At 61.8% G+C, this 13,190-nt stretch carries 12 protein-coding genes; all 12 read left to right on the forward strand.

Annotated elements, in window-relative coordinates:
- The first annotated feature begins 37 nt into the window (after positions 1-37).
- The 12 genes from K307_RS02580 (at position 38) to K307_RS02635 (ending at position 13,104) form a co-directional block, all read left to right on the forward strand.
- Positions 38-1,144: a Zn-dependent alcohol dehydrogenase gene (locus K307_RS02580; RefSeq protein WP_042876124.1), complete on the forward strand. Its 1,107-nt coding sequence runs from the start codon at positions 38-40 to the stop codon at positions 1,142-1,144.
- Positions 1,145-1,199: 55 nt separating this feature from the next.
- The gene (locus tag K307_RS02585) at positions 1,200-2,351 is read left to right on the forward strand and encodes a 4Fe-4S binding protein (protein ID WP_042876126.1); all 1,152 of its coding nucleotides are present in this window, start codon (positions 1,200-1,202) and stop codon (positions 2,349-2,351) included.
- A 20-nt stretch (positions 2,352-2,371) separates the two neighbouring features.
- Positions 2,372-3,568 (forward strand): cytochrome P450, encoded by a 1,197-nt coding sequence (locus K307_RS02590; RefSeq protein WP_042876128.1) that lies wholly within the window; start codon positions 2,372-2,374, stop codon positions 3,566-3,568.
- Positions 3,569-3,609: 41 nt separating this feature from the next.
- Positions 3,610-4,470, forward strand: a complete 861-nt coding sequence (locus K307_RS02595) for an enoyl-CoA hydratase/isomerase family protein (protein ID WP_042876131.1) — start codon at positions 3,610-3,612, stop codon at positions 4,468-4,470.
- Between the two features lie 70 nt (positions 4,471-4,540).
- On the forward strand, positions 4,541-5,401 hold the full coding sequence (locus K307_RS02600; RefSeq protein WP_042876133.1) for an enoyl-CoA hydratase-related protein: 861 nt from the start codon (positions 4,541-4,543) through the stop codon (positions 5,399-5,401).
- Complete coding sequence (locus K307_RS02605; protein WP_042876135.1) at positions 5,398-6,591, forward strand: CaiB/BaiF CoA transferase family protein; 1,194 nt, start codon at positions 5,398-5,400, stop codon at positions 6,589-6,591. Before K307_RS02600 ends, K307_RS02605 begins: the two co-directional genes overlap by 4 nt.
- A 44-nt stretch (positions 6,592-6,635) precedes the next feature.
- The gene (locus K307_RS02610) at positions 6,636-6,839 is read left to right on the forward strand and encodes a ferredoxin (protein ID WP_042876136.1); all 204 of its coding nucleotides are present in this window, start codon (positions 6,636-6,638) and stop codon (positions 6,837-6,839) included.
- Between the two features lie 49 nt (positions 6,840-6,888).
- Positions 6,889-7,692 carry an enoyl-CoA hydratase gene (locus K307_RS02615; protein ID WP_051974589.1) on the forward strand — a complete coding sequence of 268 codons (804 nt, stop codon included), beginning with the start codon at positions 6,889-6,891 and terminating at the stop codon, positions 7,690-7,692.
- A gap of 58 nt (positions 7,693-7,750) precedes the next feature.
- Positions 7,751-8,719, forward strand: a complete 969-nt coding sequence (locus K307_RS02620) for a LysR family transcriptional regulator (RefSeq protein WP_196251506.1) — start codon at positions 7,751-7,753, stop codon at positions 8,717-8,719.
- A gap of 340 nt (positions 8,720-9,059) precedes the next feature.
- A complete protein-coding gene (locus K307_RS02625) occupies positions 9,060-10,577 on the forward strand; it encodes a class I adenylate-forming enzyme family protein (RefSeq protein ID WP_051974591.1) in 1,518 nt (505 codons plus the stop codon).
- Positions 10,578-10,600: 23 nt separating this feature from the next.
- Positions 10,601-12,025, forward strand: coding sequence for an aldehyde dehydrogenase family protein (locus K307_RS02630; protein WP_042881138.1), 1,425 nt, complete (start codon positions 10,601-10,603; stop codon positions 12,023-12,025).
- A 44-nt stretch (positions 12,026-12,069) separates the two neighbouring features.
- A complete protein-coding gene (locus tag K307_RS02635; RefSeq protein ID WP_042876140.1) occupies positions 12,070-13,104 on the forward strand; it encodes a zinc-dependent alcohol dehydrogenase family protein in 1,035 nt (344 codons plus the stop codon).
- Positions 13,105-13,190 lie beyond the last annotated feature (86 nt).

The following is a 13,190-nucleotide window of genomic DNA, read 5'->3' on the forward strand; positions in this document are numbered from 1 at the left end:
TTCAAGCGACTGAAGACCGGAAACAAGAGGCGACGAGATGGGAACAAAGGTGCATGCTGCCGTGATGGTGCAGGCCCGCGAACTCCAGGTGGAGTTGCTGGACCTGGATGAACCGCACGATAACGAAGTGATGGTGGAGATTGCCGCGACAGGCGTGTGCCATTCGGACCTGTCCGTGTATCGGGCAGTGCTCCCGACACCGTTGCCGGTGATCCTGGGACACGAAAGCGCAGGCGTTGTCGTAGGCATGGGATCTCATGTGTCGGGCTTGTCGATCGGCGATCGCGTGGTGCTCAGCCTGCTCGCTCAGTGTGGCAACTGTTTCTACTGCAACCATGGCCAGCCGGTGCTGTGCGAGTCGGGCCAGCCATCGATGCTTCACGGCACCATGTCAGATGGCACCACGCGTTTTGCCTGGAATGGCACACCGGTGTTCCAGATGGCCGGCCTGGGAACGCTTGCGCAGCGGGTTGTTGTACCCGCTTCATCGGTCGTTCCGATCCCGAACTCGCTGCCGCTGGAGCAGGCGGCATTGCTCGGCTGCGGGGTCATGACGGGCTGGGGCGCAGCAGTAAACACGGCAAAGGTCGAAGTCGGCGAAGCGGTGGCCGTTCTTGGTTGCGGTGGTGTCGGCTTGCATGCGGTCCAGGGCGCGCGCGTCAGCGGGGCCAGCATGATCATAGCGATCGATCCCCGTCCCGATCGCCTGGAGCTGGCGCGGTCACTGGGTGCGAGCCATCAGCTCCAGCCTGCGCCCGGCCTGGTGGAAAAGGTGCGCGCGCTCACCGGCGGGCGAGGCGTCGAGGTCGCGTTGGAAGTCGCCGGGCGCCAGCAATCCATCGACGACGCCATACGGATGACAAGGCGTGGCGGTCGCGCCGTCATCGTCAGTGCTCCGGGCAAGGACGTGGTGGTGAATATATCCGCCTTTGGCGGACTAGTTCTTACCGAGAAGACCGTCCGTGGCTCGCTTTATGGCTCAGCGCACGTGCGCCGCGACATTGCGCGGCTGGTTGAATTGTACGACGCCGGCAAGCTGCAACTAGCCAACCTCGCGTCAGTCATCTATTCGCTCGACCAGGTTAACGAGGCCATGGCCCATTGCGCCATGGAGGAGGGCGGTCGGGCGATCGTGAAGCCATGAGTTCGCACGCGATGACAGATCACCGCGCACGCGATGCCAACGAACAGGAACACCAATGATGCTTCCTCAGCCAACATCGATCACGCAGCACCTGATTGATCCCGCCATCTGCATCCGCTGCAACAGCTGCGAGGAGTCTTGTCCGATCGGCGCTATCACGCACGACCACAACAACTACGTGGTCGACGTCGAGCGCTGCAGCCATTGCCGTGCGTGCATCCCGCCGTGCCCAACAGGTGCGATTAATCACTGGTACTCGCTGCAGCAGCCGTACACGCTTGAGCAACAGCTTTCGTGGCAGGACCTGCCGCCACGGACGCAACCGAGCACCGAGATCCGTGCCACCGAAGGTCCTGTCAGAGTGAGGGCGCCCGCGTCGGCGAGTGCGCCAGCGCTGCATCTTTACAGCCGCGCTGCACCGGCCGTCGCAACGGTGAAATTACGCCAGCGGGCCACGGCGCTCGACGCTGACGATGACGTTTGGCACATCGTACTGGATTTCGGAGACCAGGCGATGCCCGTATTGGAGGGCCAGAGCATTGGCATCCTACCGCCCGGCATCGACACCAATGGGCGCCCGCACATCGAGAGGCTGTACTCGGTCGCCAGCGCACGAACGGGCGAGCGGCGGGGCACCAGCACCGTTGCGCTGACGGTGCGCCGCAAGCCAGGCGGTCTTTGTTCAAACTATCTGTGCGACCTGGTGCCAGGCGAGACGGTGAGGGTCGTCGGCCCGCTGGGCGACACGTTCCTGCTGCCCATGGAAAGGTCCGCCAACCTGATCATGGTCTGCACCGGCACGGGCGTCGCGCCCTTTCGGGGCTTCATTCAGCATCGCCTGCGCAGTATGCGCGACGCTAGCGGCAGCCTGATGCTGTTCTTCGGGGGCCGTCGTCCTGTAGAGCTGCCTTACTCCGGCGAGGAGAACGGGTTACCGGAGGGCTTCGTAGAGCACTACTTCTGCTTCTCGCGCCAACCGAACGAGCCCCGGATGTATGTGCAGGACGGAATCCGGGCCGCCGGCAAGCGAATCAGGACGCTTCTGCAGGGCGAACTCACGCACGTTTTCCTGTGTGGTCGCAAGGGCATGGAAACCGGTGTGGAGGAGGCTTTCGCGGATGTCCTTCGCGGGGATGGGGCATCTGCATGGCCAATGATCCGGGAGAGCCTGCTGACCAGCGGACGCTATCACGTTGAAACCTACTGACCTTTTCCAGGAGATCCCAGGTGACCGACACCAACCAGCACTCACTACCCCATGACGGGTATGACCTTCTCTCCGACCACTATGTACAGGAGGCGCATGTCCTGTGGAGCGACATCCGTTCCAGCGGCTGCCCGGTTGCGCATAGTGAAAAATGGGGGGGATCATGGCTGCCCACCACATACGAGGACATCCACCACGTCGCTCAAAATCCAGCCGTGTTTTCATCGCGTGCAGCAGAAATTGCGGGCGAGGTACCTTCGGAAGGTTCGGGCCTTGTGTTGCCACCGCTGACCAGCGACCCGCCGGATCACAAGATCCACCGTGACTTGCTCGAACCCTACTTTACGCCCGCTCGCGTTGCAGCGATTGAGCCCTATGCACAGAGCATCGCTCGTCATCATGCGCAGAGGATTGCCGCCAATGGCGAAGCTGACCTTGGTGAAGATTTCTCCAAGCCGTTTGTCCTGTCGCTGCTGACACGCTTCCTCGACGTGCCCGAGGACCGTCAGGAGCGCTTTATGGACTGGGCCATCCGGGTTTTGAAGTATGGGCCGTTCGACCAGGAACTGCGCAAGGCGGCTTTCGACGAAGCCTTCGCCGATCTCGAGCAACTGCTCGATGAGCGGGCACAGGATCCCGGCGAAGACCTCGTCAGTCATATCGCGACGGCCACGATCGACGGCAAGCCCATCTCACGCAAGCACCGAATCGGTAGCCTGCTGCTTGCCGTCCTCGCCGGCGCCGACACTACATGGAACGCGCTCAACGCGAGTCTGAACCATTTGGCCGACAACCCGGCCGACCGGGAAAAGCTCATCAATGAGCCTGCTTTGTTGAGGACTACCGCGGTTGAGGAACTGCTCCGCTTCTACGCGCCGCTGTCTATCGCGCGCGTCACCAGCCAGGAGGCAGAACTGCGCGGGCGCTGCATCGGCGCTGGCGAGCGGGTGATTCTGGCCTACCCGGCGGCGAATCGTGACCCAGCGGTATTCGAGAACCCGGACGAAGTGCAGCTCGAGCGCAAGCGCAACCGCCACCTGACCTTCGGGGTGGGCGTGCACCGGTGCCTCGGGTCCCACCTCGCCCGGATGGAGATGCGCGTCGCCATCGAGGAATGGCTCAAGGCGATTCCGAACTATGAGCGCATATCCGGCGCGGTTAAGTGGTCGGCGGGCAATGCCCGCGGTCCTGAGAATGTGCGTATCCGGGTGCTTTGACGCCTGGTTTCCAAAAGCAGATACAGAACAAGGAGACTCCGTTGAACAGCACAGTTATCCTGGAAAAGGACGGCGCGGTGGCACGGCTGATCTTAAATCGACCGGAGAAACACAATGCTCTGCGCTTCGATGAGATGGACGATCTGGTTGCCGCCTTGCGGGATGCCGAGTACGACGATGACATCAAAGTCATCATCCTGAAGGGCAACGGGCCCTCATTCTGCGCTGGGCACGACTACAACGATGCAGTCAAGTCGTACGGGCTGGAGCTGACACCGGACGGTGGCAAGCCGCGCCGCCCCAGCCAGAGAATGCGCTTGCAGCGGGACCGACGTCTGGGTATGAGCTACATGGCATTCCAGAATTCGGCCAAGCCGGTCATCGCGCAGGTCCATGGCCATTGCACCGGCGTAGGCATCTACCTAGTGGAGTTGGTGGACCTGGCGATTGCCACGGAGGACGCCTGCTTTAGTCATGCGGAGCAGCGATTTGGTCTCGCCGGCAATACCTGGCACATGAACTCGCAGATCCTGATGTACGGCGCCAAGGTTGCTCGGGAACTGATGCTGCTGGGCGAGCGCTTTAACGGCAGTGAGGCTTGCCGGCTCGGTCTGGTCAATCGTGCGGTGCCGTTGGCGGAGCTGGAGTCTACCGTTGAGAACTGGGCCGGGCGTATCGCCAAGCACCCACGTGACGCCTTGGTGACGGGCAAGGCCATGCACCAGATGGCGCTGGAAAGCCTTGGCTGCGCGGCCCAGTTCACGCGGGGCTTCGTCGGTCACACTCTCGGTACGAACCTGAGGTTCGAGAGCGACGAGTTCAACTTCTTGCGCGAGCGCAGCGAGTCAGGCACGACAGCGACATTCAAGCTGCGCGACATGAACCATAGGGACGCCGATTGAGGCAAGGCCCGACCGCCAACCACGACGCACACCTGAGCGTCAATGCTAATCACTCTGACAAGGAGACAGCGTGGAACTGCATGTCACCCAACTGAACGTCGACAACGGTGTCGGTCTGGTTCGGCTCAACCGACCCGGGCGCGGAAACTCTTGGACCACGCGCATGAATGCCGAATATCGCTGGCTGATGTCATGCCTGGACGATGACCCACGGGTGCGCGTGATTGTCGTTACCGGAGCCGGCCAGCAGTTTTGCGTCGGCGCAGACACCAAGGCGCTGGACCATTACCGAGAGTCCGATCAGAACTATCTCGAAAGCTTTAGGAATGACGTGATGGCAACGCCAGGTTACGGCGTGCGCCCTGAATACGAGCACGAGCTGATCTGGCATTGGGGCCTGCAAAAGCCCGTCATTGCTGCAATCAACGGGGCCTGCGCCGGAATTGCCGTCGCCCTGGCCGCTTACTGTGACCTCCGCTATGCCGCGGAAGGCGCCAAATTCACGACGTCAACGCCGCGTCTGGGATTGCCTGCCGAGTTTGGGCTGTCCTGGATCATGCCCCGTATCGTCGGTCTGACCCACAGTGCCGACATCTTGCTGTCGGGTCGCGTGTTCTTGGCGGACGAGGCACGCGCCATGGGCTTTCTCAACGGCGTGATGCCGCGTGAGGAGCTTGAGGAGCAAGTACTCCGAATCGCGCGCGGTTTGGCGGGCTCAACGTCTCCTGTGGCGGTGAAGACGGCCAAGCGTCAGGTCTACGCCGACCTCATGCGGCACGACGCAGGTGCCGCGATTGAGGATTCCCGGGAACTGATGGGGCAGTTGATGAAGGAACCGGATTTCAGTGAAGCCTTGCGGGCCATGAAGGACAAGCGTGCCCCGGCCTTCACTCCGCTGCCGGGCACAGCCATGGGGAGTACCGGGTCATGAGTTCATCCTATCGGCAGGGCCCGCTCGAACGCTTTCGTGTGCTTGATCTTACCCGCCTGCGGGCAGGCCCAACGGCTGTACGCCAGCTCGCGGATTGGGGCGCAGATGTCATCAAGGTTGAAAGCCCGGAGGCGCTTAACGTCAGCGACGGCTGGATCGGAGACCGCCTGGGCTCTGATTTCCAGAACTTGCATCGCAACAAGCGCAGCGTCACTCTCAATCTCAAGGATCCGGAAGGCGTCCGAATTCTTAAGCGTCTGGCCGAGACGGCTGACGTGCTGGTAGAGAACTTTCGGCCAAGCGTGAAGACACGGCTTGGGGTGAGCTATGAGACGCTGCGGCGCAGCAATCCCGGGCTCGTTTACGCAAGCATCTCGGGGTTCGGGCAGGACGGCCCGTATGCCGACCGGCCGGGCTATGACCAGATCGTTCAGGGCATGGGTGGGCTGATGGCAATTACCGGTGAAAAAGGGCAGCCGCCTTTGCGGACCGGCATCTCGCTCGCGGATACCGGAGTAGGCCTGTACGCAGCGCTCGGCATCATGACTGCCCTGCTCGAGCGCGAAGTGTCGGGCCGTGGGCAATGGGTACAGACCTCCTTGCTGCAGGGCATGATCGCACTGACCGACTACCAGGCGGCGCGATGGCTGATGGACGGTGAGGTGCCAGAACAGGCTGGCAACGATCATCCAACTGCGACGCCAACGGGCGTGTTCCCGACCGCCGATGGCCACATCAACATTGCCACGGCTGGTGAGGAGATGTGGAGGCGCCTGTGCAACGCGATCGAGGCGCCCCAGTTGCTCGAGCGGGTCGAATATTCCAGCAACGAATTGCGAACGAAGAACCGGGAGGCGTTGAAGGCCGAGCTTTCGAAACATACGATGCGCAAAACAAGTTCCGAATGGATCTGCACTTTCGAGCAGGCGAGCGTTGCCTGTGGTCCCATTTACCGGATGGACGAGGTATTCAAGGACCGCCAAGCCCAGCATCTCGGCATGGCCGTATCCCTGCAGCATCCGGTGCTTCAGGAGATAAAGGTCGTGGCGCAGCCGTACACGCTTTCCCGAACACCAAGCCAGATGCGCGCGGCAACGCCCGGGCGAGGCGAGCACACCGACGACGTGTTGATGGAACTTGGCTACACCGCGGGACAGATCTCGGACCTGCGCGAGCGTCACGTGGTGTGATTGCAGACGAATGCGTCCAACTAACCACAGACTACGGAGTGACAATGAAAATTCGAATTGAATCGGAGCGATGCAAAGGGCATCAGAACTGCGTCCGGGCGGCGCCGGAATTGTTCGTTGTCGGGGAAGACGGCTTTGCTCAGGTCAGAGAATGTGGCGATGTGCCGCCGGCCCTGAAGGAACAGGCGCTTCTCGCCTGGGCGAACTGCCCCGAGTTCGCTATCGAGGTCGAGGATGCCGAGCGCTGAGCCGGCCTTGCCGAAGGCACCTGACGCGACTGGCGCTTTGAAACGATAATTGGACAACACGATGGAGAATAGCGGACACCTGATCGTCGAGCGTGATGGTGCGACGGGGCGAATAGTGGTCAGCAATGTGGCCCGTCGCAACGCCGGCACTGACTCGATGTGGCGCGCCTTCGCGCCAGCCTTGGACTCGTTCGCTGCTGACCCGGGCATACGAGTCATCCTGATCGAGGGCGCCGGCGGACGGGATTTCATGTCCGGTGCCGACATTGCCGAGTTCAACAGCCGGTTGTCGCAGGCCGATGCCGTACGCACGGTCGAACGCAGTGCGCTGCAGGCTTACAGGGCAGTCTGGGACTGTGCCAAGCCGACCGTGGCAGTCATCCGTGGCTACTGCCTCGGCGGCGGACTCGCGCTGGCATGTTGTTGCGACCTTCGGATCGCATCGGATACGGCGAGGTTTGGCATTCCTGCCGTCAAGCTGGGGGTTGGCTATCCGGGTGACAGCATGGAGAAGATCCGCTCGCTTGTCGGCCCGGCGTTCATGAAGGAAATCCTCCTGACTGGACGCCAGTTCTCTGCATCGGAGGCTCTGCGTATTGGACTTGTCAACACGATCGTGCCTGATATGGAGTTGGCCTCGGAAGCCGGGAGCGTGGCCGCATCCATCGCCGCAGCTGCGCCCTTGACGGTTCGGGCAATCAAGCTGATAGACCGCGATCTGGACAAGCCACCCGTGGACTGGAATACTGAGCGTTGGGACCAATGTATTGCTGCCTGTTTCGCGAGCGAGGACTTTATCGAAGGTTGCAAGGCTTTTGCCGAACGGCGCGCGCCGAGATTCAAGGGACGCTGAGTGGCCTTGATGTCGTGCGCGCAGTGCAGTGCAGTACTGGGCGCAGGAGCAAAGGTTAGTGGACAAGTTCGCGGCTATTCAATCCTTCGTCGCCGTTGCGCAAAGGGGAGGCTTTTCCGCGGCCGCTCGCCAACTCGGCGTGACGGCGTCCATACTGACTCGGCGGATCGCGAGCTTGGAGCAGGAATTGCGCGTGCCGCTGCTCGTGCGCAATACCCGAAAGCTTGCATTGACGCCGGCGGGCGAGGCGTATTTTGTGCGCTGCCGCGAAATCCTCTCGTCCATGGAGGAAGCGGAACAGGAGCTAGAACGTGCCTGCGATGATCCGGTCGGACGATTGCATGTCCAACTGCCGCTGATTGTGGCGCGGCTGCATGTGGTGCCACGCCTCAGTGAATTTGTTGCGCAGTATCCGGGAATCAAACTCAAGATCACACAAGCGGACGGGCTGCAGCACGACCTGATTGGAAAAGGCCTGGACATTGCCGTCTGGGGCGGCGATCTGCCCGACTCACGCCTCGTCGCGCGTCCGCTGACACGGAACCTGCGCGTCACCTGCGCAACGCCGGAGTATCTCGACCGCTGCGGCCGCCCCCAACGCATCGAGGATCTGGCATCGCATAACTGCCTGACTGCGGACCTCTTTCATGGAGGGCGCTCGTGGCTCTTTCAGATGCCGGAGGGAGAACGCCTGGTGCCCGTGAAAGGCAACCTTGCGTTCGACAACAGCGACAACTACCGCGAAGCCGTTCTCGCCGGGTTGGGGCTGGGCCAAGGCCCTTCGATCCTGTTCGATGTCGACGTCAGCGCCGGGCGCCTTGAACAAATCCTGACCAACTACGTCGCGCGCGGTCAGACCCTGTACGCGGTCTACCCGCCAGCGCAAGGCCGAAACGCCAAAGTGAAGGCCTTCGTCGAGTTCCTGTCCCGCGTTCTGCCCGTGGGTTGGAGTGGCATGGCCGTGAGCCAGCCGCGCTCGGATGACTCTGCGTCGATGCCCGAAGGAAAGCTCGCGCAACGGCTGTAAGGCACGTTCGCCGAACGGCGAGCTCACGCCGCTCAATTCGGTACGCCATGCATCTCTCGTCTGGCGAAGTACTCTTGTTCGTTCCGTTTCGTTGATCTCCGTCAGCGCGCAGGGTCTACTACTACCCACGCGATGTGCGATCGGTATCGGGGTATCCCGGGCAATGATCGATACCGCGTGGCCCATGGGTTGGACGCCAGATGTCGATTTCCTGTGCTAGCCCCATCAACGTAAACGTCAGCAATCGTACCTTCCTATGATCTCCCCACGACGCTGGTCTCGCGATGTCGCGAGCGCAAGGGTTGAGAACCACTCAACACTGGTCTATACACATCGTCCGATGTCGCTGGTCGAGTTCCTGATCGACGCGCGCCGCTGGGCTGACCGTCCATTCATCGTGCAAGGTGATCTGCGCCTGAGCACTCAGGATTTCGAGCGAGCCGTGCGGCGCGTTGCCCACTTCCTTGCCGCGCAGGGGATTGGCCGCGGGACGAGCGTCATGTTGCTCGGCTATAACAGCCTCGAGTGGCTGCTTTCATTTTGGGCGGTGCAATGCCTTGGCGGAGTTGCTGTACTTGGCAATGCAATGTGGGGCAGCGCGCAAGCGAAAGCTTCCGCCGAATTGGCTGAACCTGTTCTGCTTATTACGGACAGATCGAAGCGGTTGCTTCAGGGAGCGTGGTTCACCATTGCCTTCGATGAGATTGGCGAGGTCTCTCGCGACGCCACTGCAGAGTTGCTATGCCTGGAGCATGCTCCCGAGATGGAGGACGAGACCGCCGTTGTCATGTTCAGTTCGGGGACCAGTGGCGACCCCAAAGCCGTGGTGATCTCGCATCGGTCGATCATCGCCAATATCCAGAATCTCCTTGTCCTGACCGGGCGTCTGCCTGACGAACTTGCACCCGGAGCGCCGGGCACTATCAGCCTGCTGACGATGCCTCTGTTCCACATGGGCGGCATCCAAATTGCGACGACCACCCTGCTGACCGGCGGTACCCTTGTACTGTTGGAGGGGCGCTTCGACCCGGTTACGGTGCTGGCGCTCATCGATCAGGAAAAAGTACGCGTCTGGGGCAGTGTGCCCACGATGGTCTCGCGCGTGGTCGAGCACGAACTGTTCGGCAAGTTCGATACCACCAGCTTGCGGTCGATTCCAATGGGTGGAGCAGCGCTGTCCGACGACCTTCGAGCCAAGGTGCAGAAGGCGTTCCCGTCCATGCAGAAGCGTGTGGGCAGCTTGTATGGGATGACGGAGGCTGGCGGTGTTGTGGCGGCGGGCTCCAGCGCGGAGATCGAAGGACGGCCTAAAGGCTGTGTTGGCCGGCCGCTTCCCCTCGTCGAGGTGCGGATCGACGCCGCGGACGAAAAGGGCGTAGGGGAGATCATGGTGCGCACAGCCACGATCACCGGCGGATACCTTCGCGACCCTAAGCCGATCACTGACCGGCAGGGATGGTTTGCCACTGGCGATCGCGGCTGGCTCGATGCCGAGGGCTACTTATATTTGGTTGGCCGCTCGAAAGACATCATCATTCGTGCGGGCGAAAACATCGCATGCGTGCAGGTTGAGCAATGTCTTTTGCAACACGGCGACGTGGTCGAGGCAGCAGTCGTGCCACTTCCGCACGCCGACCTTGGAGAGGAGGTCGGCGCCGTCGTTGTCTTAAGGCCCGGTACGGCCATTACGGCTGAGCTCTTGCGCGCCCATGCAGCCGCGCTGCTTGGGCGGCATGAAGTGCCTTCCCGTTGGTGGCTTCGCTCCGAGGCGTTGCCAACGAATGCTACCGGCAAGGTCGCCAAGCGAGAAGTACTGGCTCAGTGGCGGCAGGCGGGGTTGGATCTCCCCACATGCTGATTGAACGACGTGAGACAGGCACTATGATCGAACGCACCACACTCTATATTGGCGGACGTTGGCTGACGCCATCCTCCTCCGGGACGCTGCAGGTTACAGACTCGAATACGGGCGACCTTTATGCCACTATCCCTGCGGGCTCCGAGGCGGATGTGAACGCGGCCGTGAGTGCAGCTCGCGCAGCGTTCCCCCGATGGTCCCGGACCTCGTCAGCCGATCGGGCGAGATTCCTGCAAAAGGTGTCCGATGGGCTGCTGAACCGCAGTAACGAGCTCGCGCGGTTGATTGCCACAGAGGTCGGTACACCGCTGAAGGCTTGCTCACTGGTGCAGGTCGCCGCGCCAGTGAATTCCTGGGCGTACTATTCGAAACTGTCGCAGGAGTTCGGCTACGAGGCACGCGTTGGCAACTCACTGGTCGTGCGCGAACCAGTGGGGGTGGTTGCCGCCATCACGCCTTGGAACTATCCCCTGAACCAGATCACGCAGAAAATCGCGCCGGCGCTCGCCAGTGGTTGCACGGTTGTTTTGAAACCGTCTGAAATCGCTCCGCTTAATGCCTTCGTTCTTGCCGAGGTTATCCATGAGGCAGGCCTGCCGCCGGGGGTCTTCAATCTCGTGACAGGTCTCGGTTCGTTGGTCGGTGAAGCACTGGCAGCGCATCCGGAGGTGGACATGGTCTCGTTTACGGGATCAACACGCGCCGGCAAGCGGGTCAGCAGGGTCGGTTCGGAGACGATCAAGCGCGTCTCGCTGGAGTTGGGCGGAAAGAGCGCATCGATCGTGCTTGAGGACGCTGACCTGGAGAAGGCTGTGAAAGCCACCGTTTCACACTGCTACCTGAACTCTGGCCAGACTTGCGCTGCCTGGACTCGGATGCTGGTGCCGCGAGCCCGCCTCGACCACGTACGCGGATTGGCGAGGCAGACAGCCGATTCGTTCGTCGTCGGAAGTGCCTTCGCCGAAGATGTGAAGCTGGGTCCGCTGGCGTCGGCAGCGCAACGCGACCGGGTGCTCAGCTACATCCGTCTCGGCCTTGAAGAAGGTGCCGAACTCGTGGCCGGTGGACCTGAGGCTCCGGCCGGCACAGGCGGCGGCGGGTATTTCGTCAGGCCTACCGTGTTCGTCGCTGATCATCGGAGCACAATTGCACGGGAAGAGATCTTCGGCCCTGTACTCACGATCATTCCCTATGACTCCGAGGACGACGCTGTGAGTATTGCCAATGACACGATATACGGGTTGTCGGGCGCTGTCTGGGCCGGAACTGACGAGCGTGCGCTCGGTGTCGCGCGGCAATTGCGCACAGGCCAGGTCGACATCAACGGCGGCCGCTGGAACCCCCTTGCTCCGTTCGGCGGATACAAGCAATCCGGACAAGGTCGCGAGAACGGCATTTACGGACTGGAAGAGTTCCTCGAGTACAAGGCAATTCAGCTACGTGCCTGACGCCCGCCTGGTTTCACGCCTGAGACATTCATAGGACGATCGACATGGCGATAGCAATGCGCTTGGGGCGGCCGGCCGGCATCGATCAATTGGTGCCGATCGAAGAGGATCCGGGTCGCCCGGGAGCCGGGGAGGTGCTGGTACGGGTGCGCCGCAGTTCGCTGAACTTCCATGACTACCTTGTGGTGACCGGCCGCATGCCAACCGCGGTCGGCCGTATCCCGTTGTCTGACGGCGCAGGCGAGATAGTCGAGGTAGGGCCCCCACCTGGGGACGAGGTCGATGCCGATCCGTCCATGATGTTGCGGGTGGGCGAAGCTGTGCTGGGAACCTTCTTCCGTCAGTGGCGCGAAGGTGCTCCTGCCCAGTGGAAACATGCCGTAGTGGCAGGCGAGCACGTCGACGGGTACGCACGCGAGTTCGCCGTCGTGCCAGTGGCAGCGCTAACGCGCGTACCGCATGGACTCTCGCTGGCTGAGGCCGCAACGTTGCCCTGCGCAGGCCTGACCGCTTGGCGCGCGCTCAGGTGCTGCGGCGATATCCGTACCGGTGATGTGGTTCTTGTCCAAGGCACTGGCGGGGTGTCGGTATTCGCACTGCAGTTCGCCAAGGCGATGGGGGCAACGGTGGTTGCTACCTCATCGTCCGAGGGCAAGCTGGAGCGTCTTCGTGCGCTTGGGGCGTCCCACGTGATCAACTACAGAGCGGAGCCGAACTGGGGGCGCGCGGTCAAGAGATGGACCGGCGGGCGCGGCGTCGATCACATTGTCGATATCGGCGGCGCCGACCTTCTGAACCAATCGATTGAGGCATGCCGTACTGGCGGCAGCATCGCGCTTGTGGGCCTGCTCGCTGGCACGTCCGGCCGTGTCGCCACAGGCCGGATCATGGCCCAACAAGTTCGGCTGCAAGGGGTCGTGGTCGGCAGTCGGACGGATCAGCTGGAGATGATCCGATCTATCGAGTCACTGGGAGTACGTCCGGTAATCGATTCGAGCTTCCAGTTGCAGGAACTGCCTGCAGCGTTCCGGCACCAGGAAGCCGGTCGCCATTTTGGCAAGATCGTCGTGGAGATGTAGGCAGGCGCTCTGTATATCTGACCTTCAGAGCCGGCTGTCTTCGGGCGTCGGGGATGGAGACTTGTAAAGCGCGGGGGGCTGCGCCA

It is taken from the genome of Cupriavidus necator A5-1, assembly GCF_000744095.1.
In the GTDB taxonomy this organism is placed as follows: domain Bacteria; phylum Pseudomonadota; class Gammaproteobacteria; order Burkholderiales; family Burkholderiaceae; genus Cupriavidus; species Cupriavidus necator_A.

Coding starts and splice junctions, on each gene's coding strand:
- K307_RS02625 (WP_051974591.1), top strand. CDS start 9,060: ATGTCGCTGGTCGAGTTCCTGATCGACGCGCGCCGCTGGGCTGACCGT.
- K307_RS02580 (WP_042876124.1), top strand. CDS start 38: ATGGGAACAAAGGTGCATGCTGCCGTGATGGTGCAGGCCCGCGAACTC.
- K307_RS02585 (WP_042876126.1), top strand. CDS start 1,200: ATGATGCTTCCTCAGCCAACATCGATCACGCAGCACCTGATTGATCCC.
- K307_RS02635 (WP_042876140.1), top strand. CDS start 12,070: ATGGCGATAGCAATGCGCTTGGGGCGGCCGGCCGGCATCGATCAATTG.
- K307_RS02630 (WP_042881138.1), top strand. CDS start 10,601: ATGATCGAACGCACCACACTCTATATTGGCGGACGTTGGCTGACGCCA.
- K307_RS02605 (WP_042876135.1), top strand. CDS start 5,398: ATGAGTTCATCCTATCGGCAGGGCCCGCTCGAACGCTTTCGTGTGCTT.
- K307_RS02610 (WP_042876136.1), top strand. CDS start 6,636: ATGAAAATTCGAATTGAATCGGAGCGATGCAAAGGGCATCAGAACTGC.